At 66.6% G+C, this 21,562-nt stretch carries 26 protein-coding genes; 7 read left to right on the plus strand and 19 right to left on the minus strand.

All coding sequences use genetic code 11. The features are described 5' to 3' along the window. Positions 1-357: 357 nt before the first annotated feature. Positions 358-1,173, minus strand: coding sequence for a MetQ/NlpA family ABC transporter substrate-binding protein (locus tag QZM72_RS27170; RefSeq protein ID WP_089468515.1), 816 nt, complete (start codon positions 1,171-1,173; stop codon positions 358-360). Between the two features lie 346 nt (positions 1,174-1,519). Between QZM72_RS27170 and QZM72_RS27175 the strand changes: the two genes are divergently transcribed. Further along, positions 1,520-1,810, plus strand: a complete 291-nt coding sequence (locus QZM72_RS27175) for a YciI family protein (RefSeq protein ID WP_089468516.1) — start codon at positions 1,520-1,522, stop codon at positions 1,808-1,810. A 141-nt stretch (positions 1,811-1,951) separates the two neighbouring features. Here QZM72_RS27175 and QZM72_RS27180 read toward each other — a convergent pair whose 3' ends face one another. From QZM72_RS27180 to QZM72_RS27200, 5 genes are read right to left on the minus strand one after another with little or no spacing between them, the layout of a single operon-like run. Next, positions 1,952-2,569, minus strand: a complete 618-nt coding sequence (locus QZM72_RS27180; RefSeq protein WP_050014818.1) for an SCO family protein — start codon at positions 2,567-2,569, stop codon at positions 1,952-1,954. A gap of 18 nt (positions 2,570-2,587) precedes the next feature. Beyond that, positions 2,588-3,490: a heme o synthase gene (gene cyoE, locus QZM72_RS27185; RefSeq protein WP_050014816.1), complete on the minus strand. Its 903-nt coding sequence runs from the start codon at positions 3,488-3,490 to the stop codon at positions 2,588-2,590. An 8-nt stretch (positions 3,491-3,498) separates the two neighbouring features. Next, complete coding sequence (locus tag QZM72_RS27190; protein ID WP_089468517.1) at positions 3,499-4,611, minus strand: heme A synthase; 1,113 nt, start codon at positions 4,609-4,611, stop codon at positions 3,499-3,501. Between the two features lie 25 nt (positions 4,612-4,636). Continuing rightward, entirely contained in the window at positions 4,637-5,263 is a 627-nt protein-coding gene (locus tag QZM72_RS27195; protein WP_301739660.1) for a cytochrome C oxidase subunit I, read from the minus strand. Between the two features lie 60 nt (positions 5,264-5,323). After that, positions 5,324-6,034: an SURF1 family protein gene (locus QZM72_RS27200; RefSeq protein ID WP_301739677.1), complete on the minus strand. Its 711-nt coding sequence runs from the start codon at positions 6,032-6,034 to the stop codon at positions 5,324-5,326. An 84-nt stretch (positions 6,035-6,118) separates the two neighbouring features. Here QZM72_RS27200 and QZM72_RS27205 point away from each other — a divergent pair, with 84 nt between their 5' ends. Further along, a complete protein-coding gene (locus QZM72_RS27205) occupies positions 6,119-6,328 on the plus strand; it encodes a twin transmembrane helix small protein (RefSeq protein ID WP_006477735.1) in 210 nt (69 codons plus the stop codon). Positions 6,329-6,501: 173 nt separating this feature from the next. On the opposite strand, the gene QZM72_RS27210 is transcribed toward QZM72_RS27205, so the two are convergent. The 8 genes from QZM72_RS27210 to QZM72_RS27245 form a co-directional block, all read right to left on the minus strand. Further along, positions 6,502-7,359 carry a cytochrome c oxidase subunit 3 gene (locus tag QZM72_RS27210; protein WP_301739661.1) on the minus strand — a complete coding sequence of 286 codons (858 nt, stop codon included), beginning with the start codon at positions 7,357-7,359 and terminating at the stop codon, positions 6,502-6,504. 153 nt (positions 7,360-7,512) lie between these two features. Next, entirely contained in the window at positions 7,513-7,713 is a 201-nt protein-coding gene (locus QZM72_RS27215) for a DUF2970 domain-containing protein (RefSeq protein WP_011546273.1), read from the minus strand. Between the two features lie 16 nt (positions 7,714-7,729). After that, complete coding sequence (locus tag QZM72_RS27220) at positions 7,730-8,341, minus strand: cytochrome c oxidase assembly protein (RefSeq protein WP_089468522.1); 612 nt, start codon at positions 8,339-8,341, stop codon at positions 7,730-7,732. 35 nt (positions 8,342-8,376) lie between these two features. Next, on the minus strand, positions 8,377-8,517 hold the full coding sequence (locus QZM72_RS27225; RefSeq protein ID WP_089468523.1) for a cytochrome oxidase small assembly protein: 141 nt from the start codon (positions 8,515-8,517) through the stop codon (positions 8,377-8,379). 80 nt (positions 8,518-8,597) lie between these two features. Then, positions 8,598-10,205, minus strand: coding sequence for a cytochrome c oxidase subunit I (gene ctaD / locus QZM72_RS27230; protein WP_006477731.1), 1,608 nt, complete (start codon positions 10,203-10,205; stop codon positions 8,598-8,600). A gap of 43 nt (positions 10,206-10,248) precedes the next feature. Continuing rightward, positions 10,249-11,838 (minus strand): cytochrome c oxidase subunit II, encoded by a 1,590-nt coding sequence (gene coxB, locus QZM72_RS27235; protein WP_301739662.1) that lies wholly within the window; start codon positions 11,836-11,838, stop codon positions 10,249-10,251. 56 nt (positions 11,839-11,894) lie between these two features. Next, positions 11,895-12,419 carry a DUF2244 domain-containing protein gene (locus QZM72_RS27240; RefSeq protein WP_089468525.1) on the minus strand — a complete coding sequence of 175 codons (525 nt, stop codon included), beginning with the start codon at positions 12,417-12,419 and terminating at the stop codon, positions 11,895-11,897. Positions 12,420-12,614: 195 nt separating this feature from the next. Next, complete coding sequence (locus tag QZM72_RS27245; protein WP_301739663.1) at positions 12,615-13,580, minus strand: methyltransferase domain-containing protein; 966 nt, start codon at positions 13,578-13,580, stop codon at positions 12,615-12,617. 81 nt (positions 13,581-13,661) lie between these two features. On the opposite strand from QZM72_RS27245, the gene QZM72_RS27250 reads away from it, so the two are divergent. Then, the gene (locus tag QZM72_RS27250; RefSeq protein ID WP_089468527.1) at positions 13,662-14,459 is read left to right on the plus strand and encodes a ComF family protein; all 798 of its coding nucleotides are present in this window, start codon (positions 13,662-13,664) and stop codon (positions 14,457-14,459) included. 102 nt (positions 14,460-14,561) lie between these two features. Next, a complete protein-coding gene (trmL, locus tag QZM72_RS27255) occupies positions 14,562-15,032 on the plus strand; it encodes a tRNA (uridine(34)/cytosine(34)/5-carboxymethylaminomethyluridine(34)-2'-O)-methyltransferase TrmL (protein ID WP_089468528.1) in 471 nt (156 codons plus the stop codon). A 34-nt stretch (positions 15,033-15,066) separates the two neighbouring features. On the opposite strand, the gene QZM72_RS27260 is transcribed toward trmL, so the two are convergent. The 5 genes from QZM72_RS27260 to QZM72_RS27280 all read right to left on the minus strand — a co-directional run bounded on the left by QZM72_RS27260 (position 15,067) and on the right by QZM72_RS27280 (position 17,976). Then, a complete protein-coding gene (locus QZM72_RS27260) occupies positions 15,067-15,591 on the minus strand; it encodes an O-acetyl-ADP-ribose deacetylase (RefSeq protein WP_301739664.1) in 525 nt (174 codons plus the stop codon). 91 nt (positions 15,592-15,682) lie between these two features. Beyond that, positions 15,683-16,681 (minus strand): NAD(P)H-dependent glycerol-3-phosphate dehydrogenase, encoded by a 999-nt coding sequence (locus tag QZM72_RS27265; protein ID WP_089468530.1) that lies wholly within the window; start codon positions 16,679-16,681, stop codon positions 15,683-15,685. A 25-nt stretch (positions 16,682-16,706) separates the two neighbouring features. Continuing rightward, positions 16,707-17,189: a protein-export chaperone SecB gene (gene secB / locus QZM72_RS27270; RefSeq protein WP_089468531.1), complete on the minus strand. Its 483-nt coding sequence runs from the start codon at positions 17,187-17,189 to the stop codon at positions 16,707-16,709. 107 nt (positions 17,190-17,296) lie between these two features. Further along, entirely contained in the window at positions 17,297-17,557 is a 261-nt protein-coding gene (grxC, locus tag QZM72_RS27275; protein ID WP_006477722.1) for a glutaredoxin 3, read from the minus strand. Further along, positions 17,554-17,976: a rhodanese-like domain-containing protein gene (locus QZM72_RS27280; RefSeq protein WP_027785516.1), complete on the minus strand. Its 423-nt coding sequence runs from the start codon at positions 17,974-17,976 to the stop codon at positions 17,554-17,556. Before QZM72_RS27280 ends, grxC begins: the two co-directional genes overlap by 4 nt. Positions 17,977-18,112: 136 nt before the next feature. Here QZM72_RS27280 and gpmA point away from each other — a divergent pair, with 136 nt between their 5' ends. The 3 genes from gpmA (at position 18,113) to QZM72_RS27295 (ending at position 21,530) form a co-directional block, all read left to right on the plus strand. Next, complete coding sequence (gene gpmA, locus QZM72_RS27285) at positions 18,113-18,859, plus strand: 2,3-diphosphoglycerate-dependent phosphoglycerate mutase (RefSeq protein ID WP_089468532.1); 747 nt, start codon at positions 18,113-18,115, stop codon at positions 18,857-18,859. Between the two features lie 260 nt (positions 18,860-19,119). After that, entirely contained in the window at positions 19,120-20,673 is a 1,554-nt protein-coding gene (locus QZM72_RS27290) for a S41 family peptidase (RefSeq protein WP_089468533.1), read from the plus strand. A gap of 104 nt (positions 20,674-20,777) precedes the next feature. Beyond that, positions 20,778-21,530 carry a molybdopterin-synthase adenylyltransferase MoeB gene (locus QZM72_RS27295; RefSeq protein WP_089468534.1) on the plus strand — a complete coding sequence of 251 codons (753 nt, stop codon included), beginning with the start codon at positions 20,778-20,780 and terminating at the stop codon, positions 21,528-21,530. Positions 21,531-21,562 lie beyond the last annotated feature (32 nt).

Below are 21,562 nucleotides of genomic sequence, written 5' to 3' on the forward strand. Positions count from 1 at the left end.
TCTAACGAAGACATACGGTTACCGCGCCGACAAACCCGGCCGATCTGTTGACCGATCGCACCGCAACGACGGTGGAATCTCACGCGGAATAAATCGTCATTCTGCTCGACGCGAGCAATGACGGGGCGCAGCGGGATGCCAGAGAGAGAAAATGCATAGCGATTCCGAATTCGAGCAGTCGCGCACACGTTCCATACCAACGTGTCGAACCGTTACCAAACGGCTTTCATCCATGAACGCCGATGCAATTGCGGCGTGTAATCTTCACACTACTCCTGCATCTCGAAAAGCATTCCGCTCGCACACGAAAAAAAGGCCTGCACACGTGCAGGCCTTCATTCGATCAAACGATCGCGTTCAGAACGACGCGACCATCGAGCCCTTGAATTGCTTCTTGATGAATTCCCTCACTTCCGGCGACTGGTACGCCTTCACCAGTTTCTTCACCCACGGCTGATCCTTGTCCTTCGCACGCACGGCGATCAGGTTCGCGTACGGGCTCGTCAGCGCTTCGAGCGCGATCGCGTCCTTGGTCGGCTGCAGGTTCGCGGCCAGCGCGTAGTTCGTGTTGATCACGGCCGCGTCGACGTCCGACAGTACGCGCGGCAGTTGCGCGGCGTCGAGTTCGGAGATCTTCAGCTTCTTCGGGTTCTCGGCGATGTCGAGCACCGTCGCGTTGTTGCCGCCCGTGCCGGCGCCGGCCTTCAGCTTGATCACACCTTGCGTCTGCAGAAGCAGCAGCGCGCGGTTCTCGTTCGACGGATCGTTCGGCACCGCGAGCTTCGCGCCCTGCGGCAGATCCTTCAGCGACTTGAACTTCTTCGAATACACGCCGATCGGCGAGATGTAGGTCAGGCCCGCGCTGACGATCTTGTAGCCGCGCTGCTTCACCTGGCTGTCGAGGTAGGGCTGATGCTGGAAGCTGTTCGCGTCGAGGTCGCCCGAATCGAGCGCCGCGTTCGGCTGCACGTAGTCGTTGAACTCGATGACCTTCACGTTCAGGCCTTCCTTCTCCTTCGCGACCTTCTGCACGACTTGCCACACTTGCGCATCCGGGCCGGCGACCGTACCGACCTTGATCACCTTGTCTTCGGCATGCACGGCCGCCGACAGCGTCAGCGCGGCACCGGTGGCCAGCACGGAAAATACCTTCAGGAGACTACGACGCTTCATCTGTTTCTCGCTTTCTTGCTTACTTGAAAGGGGGCGCGATACGGGTATGCCCGGACTCGCAGGAAGGGGCAAATGGTGTCACAGGATCGGCGGGAAGTGAAATACATCCCGCTCATATGGGTATGCACCAGCGCAGTGCTGGCGGCCGATGCACAAGTCAGCCGTTAGTTGCACTTTGTGGTCGACGCATCGCCTCATCGGCCGATACCCGTCACGCCGCCGCCCCTCGTCGACCGCCTTCGCGCCGCCCGTCAGGCGGCAGCGCGAGCGCGACAGCCCGCGTCCGCTGTGCTAAAAAGACCGGCCGGCCGGCGCGCGCAGCGCCGGCATCATTCCAGGGCCATCCATGTACGTCATCGACATCCACTACACCGCGTCGCTCGAGCGCATCGACGACGCGCTCGAACGCCATCGCGCGTATCTGCAGCTGCAGTTCGACAAGGGCATCTTCATCGCGGCGGGGCCGAAGGTGCCGCGCGAAGGCGGCGTGATCCTCGCGGCCCGCATCGATCGCGACGAACTCGACGCGATCCTCGAAACCGACCCGTTCGTCACCGAGGGGCTCGCCACCTATCGCGTGACGGAATTCAGGATCACGCGCGCCGCAACCGGCTTCGACGTGCCGGCGCTGCCGTAACGCGGCTTCGGCGCGACGCGCGCATGCCGACGCGCCGCCCGGCGGGCAGCGCATGCGCACAACGAAGAGGGCGAGGGAAAACGTGACGGCGCGAAACGGCCGTCGCGCGAAACGCCGGGCCGCGCGCCCGGCGGCGGCCGGTCAATCGACCAGCAGCTTCAGGTCGTGGACCCACGGGGCCGGGCCCTGGCCGTCGCGCACGAACAGGCGCAGCTTGCCGTCGCGGTCGAACACGTAGCTCGCGGCCGTGTGATCCATCGTATAGCTGCCGGGCGTCTTGCCGGGCACCTTCGCGTAGTACACGCGGAAATCCTTCGTGACCTTCTTGAGCGCCGCTTCGTCGGCCGGCCGCAAGCCGATGAACGACGGATCGAATGCAGGCACGTACTGGCCGAGCAGCGCCGGCGTGTCGCGTTCCGGATCGACGGTGACGAACAGCACCTGCACGCGCTTCGCGGCATCGGGCCCGAGCTGCTTCAGCGCTTCGGACAGCTCGGCCATCGTGGTCGGGCACACGTCCGGGCAGTGCGTATAGCCGAAGAACATCACGACGGCCTTGCCCTTGAAGTCGGCGAGCGTGCGGACCTTGCCGGTCGTATCGGGCAGCGAGAAGTCGCTGCCGAACTGCGTGTTGCCGGTGATGTCGAGATTCTGGAATTTCGGCGCGTTGTCGCATCCGGCGAGCAGCAGCGCTGCCGTGAATGCGCACGCGAGCATCCAGCCTTGGCGCGCGCGGCGCCCGAACCGTGATGGGAGCATTGCGTTCAAACCGTGCGGTTACACGCCGAGCAGCGGGCGTGCATAGTGATCGACGAGCAGCGCGACGAACAGCAGCGACAGATAGACGATCGAGTAGCGGAAGGCCTTGCGGGCGAGTGCGTCCGAATAGTCGCGATGGATCTTCCACGCATACGCGAGGAACACCGCGCCGAGCAGCACCGCGCTCGTCAGGTAGACGGCCCCGCTCATGCCGGAAATGAACGGCATCATCGTGACCGCGAACAGGATCACCGTATAGAGCAGGATGTGCAGCCGCGTGAACTTCTCGCCGTGCGTGACGGGCAGCATCGGCAGCCCCGCGTTCTCGTAATCCTTGCGGCGATAGAGCGCGAGCACCCAGAAATGCGGCGGCGTCCACACGAAGATGATCAGCACGAGGATCCACGCGTCGCCCGGCACCGCGCCGGTGACCGCGGCCCAGCCGAGCGCCGGCGGCATCGCGCCCGACGCACCGCCGATCACGATGTTCTGCGGCGTCATCGGCTTGAGCAGCAGCGTGTAGACCACCGCGTAGCCGACGAACGTCGCGATCGTCAGCCACATCGTCAGCGGGTTCGTGAACGTATACAGCGTCCATGCGCCGACGCTGCCGAGCACGGCCGAGAACAGCAGGATCTGCGGCGTCGTGATCTCGCCGCGCGCGGACGGGCGCCACGCGGTGCGGCGCATCATCGCGTCGATCTTCTGTTCGACGAGGCAGTTGATCGCGAACGCGGCGCCGGCCAGCAGCCAGATGCCGACCGTGCCGCCGATCAGCACGTGCCACGGCACCATGCCCGGCGTCGCGAGGAACATGCCGATCACCGCGCAGAACACCGCGAGCTGCGTGACACGCGGCTTCGTCAGCGCCATGTACTGGGAAAAGCGGCTACCGGGCGATTGGGAGAGGGTGCTTTGCATGGGGACGGTCACGCCGGGGCGGCGTCGCGCGCAGGCTGCGCGACACGGCCGGGGCGGCTTGAAAGGATGCGAAAGTTTAACATGACGACGAGCAGCAGCAGGATCGCGGCCCCGCCGTTGTGGGCGACGGCGACGGGCAGCGGCCACTGCAGCACGATGTTGGTCAGGCCCGTCACGAACTGCAGCAGCACGACCAGCAGCACGCCGTTCGCGGGCCGCCGCAGCGATTCGAAGCGGCGCATCTTCAGCGCGAACGCGACCAGGTAGGCGACCACGACGAACGCGAACGTGCGGTGCGTCCAGTGGATCGCGACCAGCGCGTCCTGCGTGATCGCGTCGCCGTCCTTCGTCATCCCGAGTGCGCGCCACAGGTGGAAGCCGTGCTGGAAGTCCATCGGCGGAATCCACTGCCCGTTGCAGGTCGGGAAGTCGGTGCACGCGAGCACCGCGTAGTTGGTGCTCACCCAGCCGCCGAGCGCGATCTGCACGACCAGCAGCACGAGCGCCGCGAGCGCGGCCGCACGGTAACGCCCGGCCTCCGGGTCATGCGACGGCAGCGGCGTCTGCCGCGCCGCGAGCCAGCCGAGCGTGCCGAGCAGCGTGAGGCCGAGCAGCAGGTGGATCGTGACGATCACCGGCTGCAGCTTCATCGTGACCGTCCATGCGCCGAACGCGCCCTGCACGAGGATCAGCAGCAGCAGGCTCGTCGGCCACCACGGCGACACGTGCAGCGGGCGGCGGCGCAGCCGCGCGGCCCACGCGATCGCCACCTGCGCGATGATCAGCACGCCGATCGCCATCGCGAAATAGCGGTGAATCATCTCGATCCACGCCTTCGTCATGCTGACGGGCCCGGTCGGCATCGCCTGGTGCGCGGCCGTGATCGCCGCGTGCGCGATGAACGGCGACGACGTGCCGTAGCAGCCGGGCCAGTCGGGGCAGCCGAGGCCCGAGTCGGTCAGCCGCGTGAAGCCGCCGAACATCACCAGGTCGAGGGTCAGGAACGTTGTGATCCACACGAGCTTGCGGAATTTATTGTCGTCGGCCTTCACCCACACGTACGACAGCGGCAGCAGCGCGATGCAGAAGCCGATCAGGCCGAGTTGCAGTAGATACGACATCGGAATGGTGCCTCGTTCTCTCGCCTTAACCGATGCTCGACCACTTCAGCAGCTTCGTCACGTCCGACTTGATCTTGCTGGGATTCGGGTCTTTCGGAAAACGCATCATCAGGTTGCCGTTCGGGTCGACCATGTAAATGTGGTCGCTGTCCTTCGTGCCGGCATCGGTCGGCAGCCACGCGGCCACCGCGGCCGGATCGGCGACGAACCGGCGCGTGTCCGGATACGCGTCCAGCACCTTCTGCGGCACCGCGCCCGCATCGCTGCGCAGCCACACCATCGTGATCCGGTGCCGTTCGCCCGCCTGCGTGACGCGGATCTGGCGCATGAAATAGAGCTTCTTCGCGCACGCGTCGTCGCACGCGCTGCGGTCGGTCATCACGAACAGCCAGACCCCGCGCAGCGACGACAGCGGCACCGTCTTGCCGGTCTCGTCGGTCACCTGCAGATCGGCCGGGATCGGGCGCTGCGGCTCGATCAGCGTGCCGTAGTTCGTCGATCCGCCCTTCGGCTTGATCACGTAATAGGTGAAATACGACGCGATCATCGGCGCGGCGCACACGAGACCGAGCAGCACGAGCATCCAGCGGCCGCGCTTGCGGGCCGCGGGCGAGATCGGCGCGGCGGCCGGACCCTGACGGGAAGATTGCATGGACAAATCAGACCTCTCGAAACGAACCCGCGGCGCCGGCGCCGCGTCCTGGCATGACGCTCACGCGCCGGCCGACTTCTTCGCCGCACGCCGCGCGGCGTACAGGCCGAAGCCGAGCGCGGCCGCCGCCATCGCCCACCACTGAAACATGTAACCGTAATTGCGCTCGACGCCGGTCGTCGCCGCCGGCCAGTCGCGCACGAGCTTGTCGCCGTCGTCGCTCGTCTGCTGGATCACGAACGGCTGCAGCGGCAGCCCGGTTTCCTTCGCGTACGCGGCGACGTCGAGGTTCTGCCGGATCTTCTGGTGCGCGGCCGACCCGCCTTCGCCGAGCTCGAACGCGCGCGACGCGTCGGCGCGCGCGATGCCGACGATCTCGACGTCGCCCGCCGGCGTCGTGAACGGCTCGATCGCCGTGCGATCGGCGATGTTGCGCGGCAGCCAGCCGCGGTTCACGAGCACGACGCCGCCGCCCGTGAGTTTAAACGGCATCACGACGTAAAAACCCGGCTGGTCGTTATACGGCCGATTGTCGAGGAACACCGCCTGCTCGGGCAGGAAGCGGCCCTTTGCCCGTACGCGATGAAACTCGATCGACGCGAGCGGAACCGGCTGCGCGCCGAGGTCGACCGGCGCCGCCTGCTCGTAGCGCGCGATGTTCGCCTGCAGCGCTTCCTTCTGGTGCGCGCGGTCGCGCTGCCAGAAACCGAGCCGGATCGTGACGGCCACGACGACGAGGATCAGCAGCGCAGGCAGCCAGCGGATCTTCATCATGCGGCCCGCCCGGCACATGCGCGAAAGCGAAGTGCGATAATTATCCTCTTCCTTTCGAATTGCCGTCGTCCGGTTCGCGTCATGCACATACTCGTTCCCATCGCCTTCGTCCTCATCATTGCCAGCATGGGCTCGGCGCTCTACTTCATGATGCACGACCGCGGCCATACGAAGCGCATGGTCTGGTCGCTCGCCACCCGCGTCGGGCTGTCGGTGTCGCTGTTCCTGCTCATCCTGTTCGCGAACTGGATGGGCTGGATCCATTCGACCGGTTTGCCGATCGGACGTTGATGCCGTCGCCGCGCCGGCGCTGTGACATTTAGCCGCACGGCCGCGCCACCAAGTAAAAGCGCCGCCTGACTGAGTCGCGGCGGCGCCAGGGTGATGTCGCTCGCAGCGTCGCCGCCGCGCCCGCGACACCAATGAAAACGGCCCGCGCATCGCTGCGCGGGCCGTTTTTCCATTTACAGCCAGTAGACGACGACGTACAGGCCGAGCCAGACGACGTCGACGAAGTGCCAGTACCACGCGGCGCCTTCGAATGCGAAGTGATGATCGGGCTTGAAGTGGCCGCGGATCATCCGCACCAGCACCACCGCGAGCATCGTGCCGCCCAGGAACACGTGGAAGCCGTGGAAGCCGGTCAGCAGGAAGAACGTCGAACCGTACACGCCCGAGTTCAGCGTCAGGTTCAGTTCGTTGTACGCGTGGTAGTACTCGAAGCCCTGCAGGAACAGGAAGCAGATACCGAACACGAGCGTCGCGGCCAGCCATGCGATCGCCTTCTTGCGACGATCGTCGCGCAGCGCGTGGTGCGAAATCGTCAGCGTCACGCCCGACGACAGCAGGAACGCGGTGTTCAGCGTCGGGATCGGCCACGGGCCCATCGTCTTGAAGTGACCGGCGAGCGCGGCGGGGCCTTCGTTCGGCCACACGGCGGAGAAATCCGGCCAGATCAGCTTGTAGTCGAGGCTGCCGAGCTGGTGCAGCGCGATTTCACGCGCATAGAACAGCGCGCCGAAGAACGCGCCGAAGAACATGACTTCCGAGAAGATGAACCAGCTCATGCTCCAGCGGTACGACTTGTCGACGTTCTTGCCGTATTGACCGCCTTCCGATTCGGCGATCGCGTCGCCGAACCAGTGATACAGCGTGAAGAGCAACCACAGCAGGCCGAGCAGCGCCGTAAACGGCGCCCAGTCGTGACCGTTGATCCACAGCGCTGTCGACCCGAGCATGACCAGCAGGCCGATGGCCGCGCTGATCGGATGCTGCGACGGATGCGGCACAAAATAGTACGGGGTCTGGTTTTGACCGCTCATGCTTGATTCTCCACTTCAGTCCAATTTGTGTACCGGAAACCGCTCCGGCTTTATTTCTTGCGCGGCGAGACCGCCGCCGCTCTTTCCTGCACGCCGCGCCTTGGCGCCGCGCACCGCATTCTTTCGTGGCCGCACGCCACTAGCCGCGTGCCCTCAACCCACGACTGCACGCACGATCAGGATCAGCACGCCGATGAACACGCCGGCCGCGAGCAACGCGACGATCAGCACGTGCAGCGGATTGAGCTGCGTCGCGTCGGCCTCCAGGTCGCGCCGCTTGCGCACCCCGAAGAACGACCACAGCACCGCTTTCAGCGCCTGACCGAACGTTCCGCTCCGCTTGACTTCCGTCATCGCCCCGTCTCCTTCGTCATGCGTCCGGCTTCGCCGCACCCTGCGCCGCCGCCGTACTGCGCTGCGCCGGTGCCGGCGTGGCCGGGGTATTCAGCTCGAAGAACGTGTACGACAGCGTGATCGTCTTCACGTCCTTCGGCAATTTCGGGTCGATCACGAACACCACCGGCATCTTGCGCGACTCGTTCGCGGTCAGCGTCTGCTGCGTGAAGCAAAAGCACTCGATCTTCTTGAAGAATTCCGTCGCCTGCTTCGGCGCGTAGCTCGGAATCGCCTGCGCCACGACCGGCCGGCCCTGCCCGTTCGTCACGTCGTACACGATCGTCGTCAGTTCGCCCGGATGCACGTCGAGGCTGTTGTGCTCCGGCTTGAAGCCGAGCGGCCCGCGCGCGTTCGCATCGAACTCGACCGACACCGTGCGGCTGGTGTCGACCTGCGAGTTCTTCACCTCGCGCTCGCTGACATCGCGCTGCACCAGGTTGTTGATGCCGGTGATCTGGCAGATCGCCCGATACATCGGGATCAGCGCGAAGCCGAAACCGAACATCAGCCCGGCCACGACGAAGAGCTTCACCAGCATCGAACGATTGAACGCGCGATCCACGGCGCCCTCTTCCGGCTTCGACATACGACGACTTCCTCGCTACTGCGTCAGTTACTGCATCAGTGGGTGGACAGCCACCACTGCTTGATCACGACACCCATGAAAAAAACGGCGGCGATGACGAGCAGGGTGAGGCCGAGCCGCTTGTTGCCCGCGCGAATCTGCTCGGGCGTTCGTCTTTCTGATGGATTCCGGGTCATCTGAAACTTCGCTGAAACTTCAGTTCCGCGCCCGCCGCGCCTGCCTGCGCGGCAGGCAGCGGCGGAACGCTCGGTGAAACTTACTCGACGTGCGGCGGTTGCTCGAACGTGTGGAACGGAGCCGGGCTCGGCACCGTCCACTCGAGGCCCGTCGCGCCATCCCACGGCTTGTCGGACGCCTTTTCCAGCTCGCCGCCGCCACGGTAGGCCGGCAGCGCGACCGCGAACAGGAAGTACACCTGCGCGAGGCCGAAGCCGAATGCGCCGATCGTCGCCACCTGGTTGAAGTCCGTGAACTGCGCCGGGTAGTCCGCATAGCGGCGCGGCATGCCCGCGAGACCGACGAAGTGCATCGGGAAGAACGTCAGGTTGAAGAAGATCATCGACGCCCAGAAGTGGATCTTGCCGCGCGTCTCGTTGTACATCCAGCCCGTCCACTTCGGCGCCCAGTAGTACCAGCCCGAGAACAGCGCGAACAGCGAGCCGGCCACCAGCACGTAGTGGAAGTGCGCGACCACGAAGTAGGTGCCGTGATACTGGATGTCGAGCGGCGCCATCGCGAGCATCAGGCCCGTCAGGCCGCCGAACGTGAACACGAACAGGAAGCCGATCGCGAACAGCATCGGGGTTTCGAACGTCATCGAGCCGCGCCACATCGTCGCGAGCCAGTTGAACACCTTCACGCCCGTCGGCACCGCGATCAGCATCGTCGCGTACATGAAGAACAGCTGGCCGGTGACCGGCATGCCCGTGGCGAACATGTGGTGCGCCCAGACCATGAACGACAGGATCGCGATCGATGCCGTCGCGTACACCATCGAGCTATAGCCGAACAGCGTCTTGCGTGCGAACGCCGGGATCACCTGCGACACGATCCCGAACGCCGGCAGAATCATGATGTACACCTCGGGGTGGCCGAAGAACCAGAAGATGTGCTGGTACATCACCGGGTCGCCGCCGCCTGCCGCGTTGAAGAACGACGTGCCGAAGTGGCGGTCGAACAGCACCATCGTGATCGCGCCCGCCAGAACCGGCATCACGGCAATCAGCAGGTACGCGGTGATCAGCCACGTCCACGCGAACATCGGCATCTTCATCAGCGTCATGCCCGGTGCGCGCATGTTCAGGATCGTCACGACGATGTTGATCCCGCCCATGATCGACGACGCGCCCATGATGTGGACCGCGAAGATCGCGAAGTCCATGCCCGGGCCCATCTGCGTCGACAGCGGTGCGTAGAGCGTCCAGCCGGCGGCCGTCGCGCCGCCCGGCGCGAAGAACGAACCGACCAGCAGCACGGCCGCGACCGGCAGCAGCCAGAAGCTGAAGTTGTTCATCCGCGCGAACGCCATGTCGGATGCGCCGATCTGCAGCGGAATCATCCAGTTCGCGAAGCCGACGAACGCCGGCATGATCGCGCCGAACACCATGATCAGGCCGTGCATCGTCGTGAGTTCGTTGAAGAACTCCGGACGCATGATCTGCAGGCCCGGCTCGAACAGCTCGGCACGGATGCCGAGCGCCATCACGCCGCCCGACAGGAACATGATGAACGAGAACAGCAGGTACAGCGTACCGATGTCCTTGTGGTTGGTGGCGAACAGCCAGCGACGCCAGCCGTGCGGGGCTTCGTGCGCGTGGTCGTCGTGCGCGTGGTCCGCGGCTACGTCGTGCCCGATGCTAGACATGAGAATCTCCTAATGCGAATACGTCGACTAACTCAGCGACACGTCAAGCCGCCGGGCCGATCTCGACACGCCGGGCTTCCTTCGCGTCAGCCCCGCCCGTGATCGTTTCCGGCTTTTTGAGAATAATGTGGTCTTCCGCCACGCCTGCTGCCTTCAGCGCATCGCGCACGGCCTGCGCCCGATGCTTCGCCAGGTCGGCGTTCGCGTCGGCCGAGCCGGTCTTGTCGGTGAAGCCCGACAGCGCGAGCTTCGCGTCCGGATGCGCCTTCGCATAGTCGGCCGCGGCGGCGATCGCCGCCTTCGCGTCGGCCGGCAGCACGCTCTTGCCCGTCTCGAAGTAGATCGTCGACAGCGCGGCCGATGCCGCTGCCGCCGGTTGCTCGGCCGCGCCCGACGCGGCTTGCGCCGGTGCCGAAGCCGCTTCAGCCGGTGCCGCGCCCGCCGTGTCTTCCGGCATCTTGCCGTTGCGTGCGTCAGCCACTTGCTTCGGCTGCAGCAGATCGTTCTTGTGGTTGCCCCACGAGTTGCGTTCGTACGTGACGACCGAAGCGATGTCGAGGTCCGACAGCGACGCCCACGACGGCATCGCGCCCTTGCCGTGCAGCACGCGCTCGACGTGCGCGGCGATCGGGCCGTTCACGATCGGGCTGCCGTCCATCGCCGGGAATGCGCCGAGGCCCTTGCCGTTCACCTGGTGGCAGGCCGCGCAGTTCGCCTTGTAGACTTCCTCGCCGTGCGCGACGAGCTCGGCCATCGTGTAAACCTTGTTCGGATCGACCGCCGCGCTGGCCAGCTTCGCCTTCTGCGCGGTGACCCACTTCGCGTAGTCGTCGTCCGACAGGACTTCGACGACGACCGGCATGTACGCGTGCTCCTTGCCGCACAGCTCGGTACAGAAGCCGCGGAACGTGCCGACCTTGTCGGCCTTGAACCACGTGTCGCGCACGAAGCCGGGGATCGCATCCTGCTTCACGCCGAACGCGGGCACGTACCACGAGTGGACGACGTCGTTCGCGGTCGTGATGATGCGGATCTTCTTGTTGACCGGCACGACGAGCGGATTGTCGACTTCCTGCAGATAGGTGTCGGTGATCGGCTTCTTGCCCATCACTTCGTCGCGCGGGGTGGTCAGCGTCGACAGGAAGCCGATGCCCTCGCCCGGGCCCTTCACGTAGTCGTAGCCCCACTTCCACTGGTAGCCGGTGACCTTGATCGTGAGATCGGCGTTCGTCGTGTCCTTCATCGCGACGACGGCCTTCGTCGCCGGCAGCGCCATCAGCACGACGATGACGAACGGCACGATCGTCCAGATGATCTCGACGGTCGTGCTTTCATGGAAATTGGCGGCCTTGTGGCCCTTGGATTTGCGGTGCGCGAAGATCGAATAGAACATCACGCCGAACACGCCGACGAAGATCACCGTACACAGGATCAGCATCATCGTGTGGAGATCGTAGAGCTCCTCGGCGATCTTCGTGACAGGCGGCTGAAAGTTGATCTCGTTGACACGGGGGCCGCCCGGGCTATCACCGACCGCCAGGGCCGCACCGGCAAAGAGCAATCCGCTGCATGCCAGCACGCCCGCGAGGGCTCGCTTGATTGTTTTCATAGCATCCTTACCCAAAATTTCCATTCAAACCCTCCCCCGTCGCAAGCCGTCGGCCTGTTCCGGCCGATGACTGCGCCTCGTCAGCCGCAGCGCCTGAGCGACACGCGCAGTTCGTCGGCGAACTGCGCACGCTTGTACTGCGCGAGATGCTGCCCGATTACGACGGTCTGCCCGCGCGATACCAGCCGAATCGGATCGCGTGGCGTCGCTCCCGGCTCGACCCGCACCCAGCGCGGGTTGAATTCGATCTGCGTGAGCCGCTCCGCATCCATCCGCTCGATCACGAGCCGGTGCGGGAACAGCCTGATGCGCTCGTAATCGACCGCATGGCGAGCATGGATCGCAAATGCGACACCTACCGCCAGCAACTCGATGCCGGTGAAGGGCATGACGAGCCAGGCCCCTCTCCACATCAGCAACGCCGCGATCGCCAGCGAGAAGCCCGCGAGCGACACGTAAAACAGCACGAACTGGCGTGGCGACACCGAACAGTTGCGTTTCATCAGCCAGTCTTCGAGGACCGGTTCGCTGTCCGCCGTCTCCGCCAAAACGCTCGCTGCTTCCATCGCCGCCTCACGCGAATGGCATGCGATGCATGCCTGCATCGGACTCGCCGCCCCGTATTGCGGGGACCCCGGGACGACAAGCTGACGCATTATAGGCGGGTTCAATGGCATCCACAAGCAAGCGCCTATCGCCCGCCAAGCCAAGCGCGACAAGCTTTCCGGCCGTTTTTGCCGCCAATTCGACCCCGCTTTGCGCCGCTAATTTCGGACATAACAAAACCCCTCTTTACCGCTTTACCGATTCTTCGGACGCCCCTTGCCGATGTCCTCGATGCGCACGATGCCGTGCCCTTCCGCGGTCGTGCGCGGCACGGCCTTCCATGCGTGGCCGTAGATCACCTCGAACGTGAGCGGGATCGTGCCGTCCTCGCGCCGGCGCGCGTCCAGCGCGTCGCCGAGCGCCGCGCCAAAGCGGCGCGTCGCGTGCCGCGGCGCCGTGCGCCCGAACGGATAGGCGCCCCAGCGACGCACGTCGGCGAGCAGGGAATCGGGGGATGGGTAGGTGACGGTCAGCACTTCCTGATCCATCACGGGAATCTCGAAGCCGCTCTCGACGAGCATGTCGCCGAGGTCGTGCATGTCGACGAAATCGATCACGCGCGGGGCGGGCGGCGCCACGTCGAGCGCCGCTTCGGCGTCCGCGCAGGCCGCGCGCAACTCGCGCAGCGTGTCCGGGCCGAGCGTGCTGAACATCAGCAGCCCGTTCACGCGCAGCACGCGCTGCCATTCGGGAAAGACGGTATCGGGACGCGAATGCCAGTGAAGCGCGAGATTCGACCAGATCAGGTCGAACGCGCCGCCGGCAAACGGCAGCGCGGCGAAGTCGGCCTGCGCGACGCGCGGGCCGCGCTGGCCCAGCGCCCGGCCGAGCGACGTCGGCAGCCAGCGGCGCCAGGTGGTCTGCTCGACCTCGCGCTGACCGGCCCGCGCGAGCATCGCGCCGGACAGGTCCACGCCGAACACCGGCGCTTCCGGAAAGCGCGCGCGCAGCGCCGGCAGATCGTCGCCCGGGCCGCAGCCCGCATCCAGCACGGCCGCGGGGCTCACCTTGATGTATTCGAGGCGCTCGTTCATCCGCTGCGCAATCTCGCGCGGCAGGAACGCAACCGCATCGAACGTGGCGGCACGGCGGTCGAAGATCCGCCGCAGGCGCCTGGCGTCATTGGCCGGACGGCCGGTTGAAGTCGAAGCTGGGGACATGTCGGGCACACTGGCGAAGAGCCCGAAGTATACTCGCTCGCCTCGCAAGCTTCATTGAGGCGGCATGCCAGGAGTGTTGCGATGGTCCGCGGTTCCGCCGAGCGCACGATGCGCGTCGTTTTGTCGCAGGTTCGCGCGCTGGTCGGGCGCGTTGCCTCGGTCACGTTGCCCAATCGCTGCGCGCTGTGCGGCAATTTGTCACACACCGTGATTTGCGGCGCCTGCGATGCCGCGTACTGGAACGAAGCGCGGCTGCGCTGCGAGGTTTGCGCGGTGCCGCTCGGCGTCGGGCAAGCACGACCGCCCGGTTGCAACCGACCCGGCGCCGGCCGCGCGGCCGCGTACCTGTGCGACGCATGCCGCACCGCGCCGCCGCCGTTCGATGCGACGCTCGCGCTCGCCGATTACCGCGCGCCGCTCGACGGGCTCGCGCGCGGCCTGAAGTTTCACGCACGGCTCGCGCTCGGCGGCGAATTCGCGGCCCGGCTTGCGCGGCTGGTCGACGATACGCGCGGCGCGCGCGGCTTCGACCTCGTCGCGCCGGTGCCGCTGTCGCACCGGCGGCTCGTCGCGCGCGGGTACAACCAGGCGTGGGCGATCGCACGTCCGCTCGCGCGCCGGCTCGGCGTGCCAGCGGACGCGGCCTTGCTCGCGCGCGTCGCCGACACAGCGCCGCAATCGCGGCTCGACCGGCACGCACGGCGCGACAACGTGATGGCGGCTTTCGCGGTGGCAGGTCGCGCCGCCGGCCGCCACATCGCGCTCGTCGACGACGTGATGACGTCCGGCGCGACGCTCGCGGCGGCCGCGCAGGCGCTGAAGGCGGCGGGCGCCGTGCGCGTGACGAATCTGGTTGCGCTGCGCACCGCCAGGGATTAATTAGATAGAGAGGCCGGCCGCCGCACAAGCGGCCGTCACAAACCGGTCGGCCAGGAGCCTGCGCGCGTTGCGCGGCTCCGGCCGGCCCAGCCAAACCGAAACATGTTCAACGTCGTCCTCGTCGCCCCCGAAATTCCGCCGAACACCGGCAACGTGATCCGCCTGTGCGCGAACACCGGCGCGCACCTGCACCTGATCGAGCCGCTCGGCTTTCCGCTCGACGACGCGCGGATGCGCCGCGCCGGCCTCGACTATCACGAGTATGCGCAGATGCGCGTGCACCGCGACTGGGACGCGTTCGTCGCCGCCGAAGCACCCGATTCCGCGCGGATGTTCGCGTTCACGACGCGCGGCTCGGGCCGCTTCCACGATCACGCGTTCCTGCCCGGCGACTGGTTCGTGTTCGGCTCGGAAACGCGCGGCCTGCCCGCCGAGCTGCTCGAACGCTTCCCGAACGAACAGCGCGTGCGCCTGCCGATGCGGCCGGACAACCGCAGCCTGAACCTGTCGAATACGGTCGCGGTGGTCGTGTTCGAGGCGTGGCGCCAGGCCGGCTTCGAAGGCGGCGCCTGACGCGCGCCGGGCGCGGCCCGCGGCGCTGAAGGCGTCAGGTTCGCGCGAGCCGCGCGCGGTACAGGTCGTAGATGTCGGAGGAAAAGCACGCGAATACGACGCGTGCGAGGTTCGGCGCCTGCGCCAGCATTTCGGCGACGGTACCGACCGCGATGTCGACGGCCTCTTGCGCCGGATAGCGGTAGATACCGCAACTGATCGCTGGAAACGCGATCGACGTCGCGGCGACTTCCTCTGCCAACTCGATCGCGCGCCGGTAGCACGACGCGAGCAGATCGGCCTCGCCGCGTGCGCCGCCGTACCAGACCGGCCCGACCGCGTGGATCACGTAGCGCGCCGGCAACCCGTGGCCGCGCGTGAGCTTCGCGTCGCCGGTGTCGCAGCCGCCGAGCGTGCGGCACTCGGCGAGCAGGCCGGGGCCGGCCGCGCGGTGGATCGCGCCGTCGACGCCGACCCCGCCGAGCAGCGAACCGTTCGCTGCGTTGACGATCGCGTCGACGTCGAGCGTCGTGATGTCGACGAGTTGTGCATCGAGCGTGGTGGAATGGATCTGCAGCATGACACCCTCGCGGAACACCGGAGACGATTCAAGCGTAGTCCGCTTTGGCGCCGCGCGCCCGGCGCAACCGTGCCGGGCGGTGCGTACCGCGCTACTCGGCCCGCGCGTCGCGGCGCAGCAGGCCGCTGACGGCGTCGCGCGGCGCGATCCCGTCGAACAGCACGCCGCACACGGCTTGCGTGATCGGCATTTCGATCGATTGCGCACGCGCGAGCGCCAGCACGGCCTGCGCGCAGCGCACGCCTTCGGCCACATGGCCGAGCGCGCCGAGGATGTCGTTCAGCGTGCGGCCGGCCGCCAGTTGCAGGCCGACCGTGCGGTTGCGCGACAGGTCGCCCGTCGCGGTGAGGATCAGGTCGCCGAGGCCCGTGAGGCCCGTGAAGGTTTCCGCGCGGCCGCCGAGCGCCACGCCGAGCCGCGACATTTCGGCGAGGCCGCGCGTGATCAGCGCGGCGCGCGCGTTCAGCCCGAGGCCGAGACCGTCGGAAATGCCGGTCGCGATCGCCAGCACGTTCTTCACCGCGCCGCCGACCTCGACGCCGACCACGTCGTCGCCCGTATAGATTCGCATCGCGCCGTGATGGAACGCGGCGAGCGTGCGCTCGCGGCATTCGGCCGACGCACTCGCCACCGTCAACGCGACGGGCAGCGACTGCCCGACCTCGCGCGCGAAACTCGGCCCCGACAGCACGCCGTTGCTCTGCTGTTCGGGCAGCTCGGCCGCGATCACCTGATGCGGCAGCAAGTGCGTGTCGGCCTCGAAGCCCTTGCAGACCCAGACGACGTGCGCGGGCACGCAGCCCGCGTCGCGCATCGCGCGGCACAGCGTGCGCAGCCCGGCCACCGGCGCGGCGATCACGCACAGCGCGTCGTCCGCGGCGCCGTGCGCGAGCGCGGCGCCGAGATCGGCGTCGTAGCGCAGCGCATCAGGCAGCGCGATGCCGTCGAGATAGCGGGAATTTTCGTGCCGGGCCTGCAGCCCGGCGATGAGCGCGGCGTCGCGCGCCCACAGAAGCGTGTCGTGCCGCGCGGCCAGATGGCCCGCGAGCGCGGTGCCCCAGGCACCGGCGCCGAGAACGGCTACTTTCATACCCAGCACCGGTCCGAGTGAAACGTCAGTTCAACGTCGTGCCATTCGGCGCGCCTGCCGCGGCGCCGGCCTGCTGCTGAAGCTGCGCGAGACGCTGCTCGTACAGCGCCTGGAAGTTGATTTCGGCGAGGTGGATCGGCGGGAAGCCGGCACGCGTGATCGCGTCGGCGATGTTCGAGCGCAGGTACGGGAACAGGATCGTCGGGCAGGCAATGCCGACGAGCGGATCGAGCTGCTCGTCCGGAATGTTGCGGATGTCGAAAATGCCGGCCTGCTTCGCTTCGATCAGGAACGCGACCTTGTCCTTCACCTTCGCGGTGACGGTGCCCGACACGATGACTTCGAACACGCTTTCCGCGAGGCGGTCGGCCTTGACGTCGACTTCGACTTCAACCGACGGCATGTCCTGCTCGAGGAAAATCGCCGGCGAATTCGGCTGCTCGAGCGACATATCCTTCAGGTAGACGCGCTGGATGTTGAAGAACGGTTGGTTTTCGACGTCGGACATGGTGTTTCCCTAAAAGTGGTGACGGGGCGGCCCGGCTGTTCGCCGGCCGCCACGGATGATTCCTGCGCGCCCAAGCCGCGGCGCGGCCGGCGGCCATTCTGCCCTAATCAGGCCGCTTGCAGAAGCGGCACGAGGCCGCCTTCGCGGTCGAGCTTCGACAGATCGTCGTAGCCGCCGACGTGCGTGTCGCCGATATAGATCTGCGGCACCGTGCGGCGCCCCGTGCGCGTCATCATTTCCTCGCGGCGGGCCGGATCGCGATCGATCAGCACCTTTTCGATCTGCTCGACGCCGCGCAGCTTCAGCAGGCGCTCGGCCTGCATGCAATACGGACACACCTGCGTGCTGTACATCAGAACCTTGTTCACTTCGCCACTCCTTGTTTGACGACCGGCATCCCGGCCTGCTGCCAGGCGGCCACGCCGCCTTCGAGCACGTGCACCTCGGCGTAACCCGCCGCCTCGACCTCGCGCGCCGCCTTCTGCGACTGCTGGCCGTTCTGGCAGACGAGCAGCACCGGGGTGCTCTTGTTCTTCGCGACCTGCGCAATTTTCGCGCCGATCTCGCCCGCCGCGACCTGACGCGCCGACGGCAGGTGGCCGGCGGCGAAATCGGACGCGGCGCGCACGTCGATCACGACCGCATTGCGGCGATTGATGAGCTGCGTCGCCTCCGCGGCAGACAGGCCGCCGCGGCCGCGGCGCAGTGCGGGCCATGCGAGCAGGCCGCCCGAAACCACCAGGATCGCGATAAGGGCCAGGTTGGTGTAATTGGTAAAGAACGTCACGAAATTCCGCCGGAAGAAGAGAAATCGGATGAGGACAATCCCGCCATTATAAAATAACCGCCTTGCGCGATGGCGGGCCCGGTCCGGGTGCCGCGCGACGCGCCCCGCTTCCCTATCACTACCGACCGCAAGATCCATGTACAAACTCGTTCTCATCCGCCACGGCGAATCGACGTGGAACAAGGAAAACCGCTTCACCGGCTGGGTCGACGTCGACCTGACCGAGCAGGGTCGCAACGAGGCCTACCAGGCCGGCGAGTTGCTCAAGGAAGCCGGCTACACGTTCGACATCGCGTACACGTCGGTGCTCAAGCGCGCGATCCGCACGCTGTGGCACGTGCAGGACAAGATGGACCTGATGTACCTGCCGGTCGTCCACTCGTGGCGCCTGAACGAGCGCCACTACGGCGCGCTGTCGGGCCTGAACAAGGCGGAAACGGCCGCGAAGTTCGGCGACGAGCAGGTGCTCGTGTGGCGCCGCAGCTACGACACGCCGCCGCCGGCGCTCGAGCCGACCGACGAGCGCGCGCCGTTCGGCGACCCGCGCTACGCGAAGGTGCCGCGCGAGCAGTTGCCGCTCACCGAATGCCTGAAGGACACGGTCGCGCGCGTGCTGCCGCTGTGGAACGAGTCGATCGCGCCGGCGGTGCGCGCCGGCAAGCAGGTGCTGATCGCCGCGCACGGCAACTCGCTGCGCGCGCTGATCAAGTACCTCGACGGCATCTCGGACAGCGACATCGTCGGCCTGAACATCCCGAACGGCGTGCCGCTCGTGTATGAACTCGACGAGAACCTGAAGCCGATCAAGCACTATTACCTCGGCGACCAAGACGCGATCGCGCAGGCGCAGGCCGCCGTCGCGAAGCAAGGCAAGGCGGGCTGACGCCCGGTGCGGCGGCCGGCGGCGGTCCGGCGCGGCGTGCGGGCCCGGCCTCGGCCCGCACGCCGCGCGAACCTTCCCGGCCCTGCCGTGGTCGAACCCGCTTTCGAACCCCGCAGCGCGCCCGGCGGCGCCCCGGCCGGGCCCTCAGCGGCCTTTTCGACGCTTTTCGCGCCGTTCCACTGAGTAATCGGACGAACAGTTATACTTGTCCGCTACATCCCCGCCACCGCCACGCGCTTCCCGACCGCAACAGACTCTCTATGCGAATGAATTTGAAGAACATCGGCCTGATTGCCGCGGGCCTCGCCACGGGCGTGTTCGCCACGCTGCAGGTTTCCGCATCGGCCGAGCAGACCGCCACGGCGCCGCTTCCCCTCGACCAGCTCCGCCTGTTCGCGGAAGTATTCGGGCAGATCAAGCGCGAATACGTCGAACCGGTCGACGACAAGAAGCTGCTGACGGCCGCGATCAAGGGCATGGTGTCGAGCCTCGACCCGCACTCGTCGTTCCTCGACAAGACCGACTATGACGAGCTGCAGGAGCAGACGAAGGGCCGCTTCGCGGGTCTCGGCATCGAGATCTCGCAGGAAGACGGCCTCGTCAAGGTGATCTCGCCGATCGAGGACACCCCCGCGTTCCGCGCCGGCATCCGTCCGGGCGACCTGATCACCCGCATCAACGACAAGCCGGTGCGCGGCATGACGCTCGACAAGGCCGTCAAGCAGATGCGCGGCGAGCCGGGCACCAAGGTCACGCTGACGATCTTCCGCAAGAGCGACGACCGCACGTTCCCGGTCACCGTCACGCGCGCGATCATCAAGGTCCAGAGCGTGAAGATGAAGATGCTCGATCCGGGCTACGCGTACATCCGCATCACGAGCTTCCAGGAGCGCACGACGCCCGATCTCGCGCAGAAGCTGCAGGACATCGCGCGCCAGCAGCCGAACCTGAAGGGCCTGATCCTCGACCTGCGCAACAACGGCGGCGGCCTGCTGCAGAGCGCGGTCGGCGTGGCGGGCGCATTCCTGCCGCCGGACTCGGTCGTCGTGTCGACCAACGGCCAGATCCCCGATTCGAAGCAGGTCTACCGCGATACGTACGACAACTATCGCCTGCCGTCCTTCGACGGCGATCCGCTGAAGAACCTGCCGCCCATCTTCAAGACCGTGCCGATGATCGTGCTGACGAACGCGTATTCGGCGTCCGCGTCGGAAATCGTCGCCGGTGCGCTGCAGGATTCCAAGCGCGCGCAGATCATGGGCAAGACGACGTTCGGCAAGGGTTCGGTGCAGACGGTCCGCCCGATGACGGCCGACACCGCGCTGCGCCTGACCACCGCGTACTACTACACGCCGAGCGGCCGTTCGATCCAGAACAAGGGCATCACGCCGGACGTGCCGGTCGATCAGTACGCGGACGGCGATCCGGACGACGTGCTCGTGACGCGCGAGGTCGACTACACGAACCACCTCGCGAACACGCAGGATCCGAACGAGAAGAAGGAACAGGAAGAGCGCGAGCAGCGCCGGCTGGATCAGCTGCGCATTCTCGAGGAGCAGAACGACAAGAAGACGCCGGAGCAGCGCCAGAAGGATCGCGATCGCAAGCCGATCGAGTTCGGCAGCGCCGACGACTTCATGATGCAGCAGGCGCTCAACAAGCTCGAAGGCAAGCCGGTCCAGGAATCGAAGTCGCTGCTCGCCGAGAGCACGACGAAGAGCCCGGCCGCCAAGGCTGCCGCCAGCTCGAAGGCATCGGGCGCGAGCGCCGCGAAGCCGGCTTCCGCACCGAAGCCCGCCTCCGCGCCGAAGTAAGCGCCGGCCGGCATCCAACGGGCCATCGCGGGAAGACCGCGATGGCCCGTTTTTCATGCGCGCCTAAAATAACGAACGTCCGCCCGCCTCGCTCACGCCTGCCCATGAACGACGATCAACTCCTTCGCTACTCCCGCCACATCCTCGTCGACGAAATCGGCATCGAGGCGCAGCAACGCTTTCTCGACGCGCATGCGATCGTCGTCGGCGCGGGCGGCCTCGGCTCGCCGGCCGCGATGTATCTCGCGGCATCGGGGGTCGGCACGCTCACGCTCGTCGACGCCGACACGGTCGACCTCACGAACCTGCAGCGGCAGATCCTGCACGGGACGGCGTCCGTCGGCCGCAGCAAGGTCGAATCGGGGCGCGACGCGCTCGCGCGGCTGAATCCCGAGGTGACGGTGAACGCGGTCGCGGCGCGCGTCGACGATGCGTGGCTCGACGCGCACGTGCCGCACGCGAGCGTCGTGCTCGATTGCACCGACAACTTCGCGACGCGGCATGCGATCAACCGCGCGTGCGTCGCGCACGGCGTGCCGCTCGTGTCGGGCGCCGCACTGCGCTTCGACGGCCAGATCAGCACGTTCGACTTCCGCGACGCGGCCGCGCCCTGCTATGCGTGCGTGTTTCCGGAAGACCAGCCGTTCGAGGAAGTCGCGTGTTCGACGATGGGTGTGTTCGCGCCGACCGTCGGGATCATCGGCGCGACGCAGGCGGCCGAGGCGCTGCGCGTGATCGGCGGCATCGGCAAGACGCTCAACGGGCGGCTGATGATGCTCGATTCGCTGCGGATGGAATGGACGACGATGAAAATCGCGCGCCAGGCCGACTGCCCCGTGTGCGGGGGCCGGCACTGACGCGCGACGGGCATGCGCCGCAAGCGCATGCG

This window comes from Burkholderia sp. AU45388 (genome assembly GCF_030481585.1).
GTDB classification, from domain to species: domain Bacteria; phylum Pseudomonadota; class Gammaproteobacteria; order Burkholderiales; family Burkholderiaceae; genus Burkholderia; species Burkholderia sola.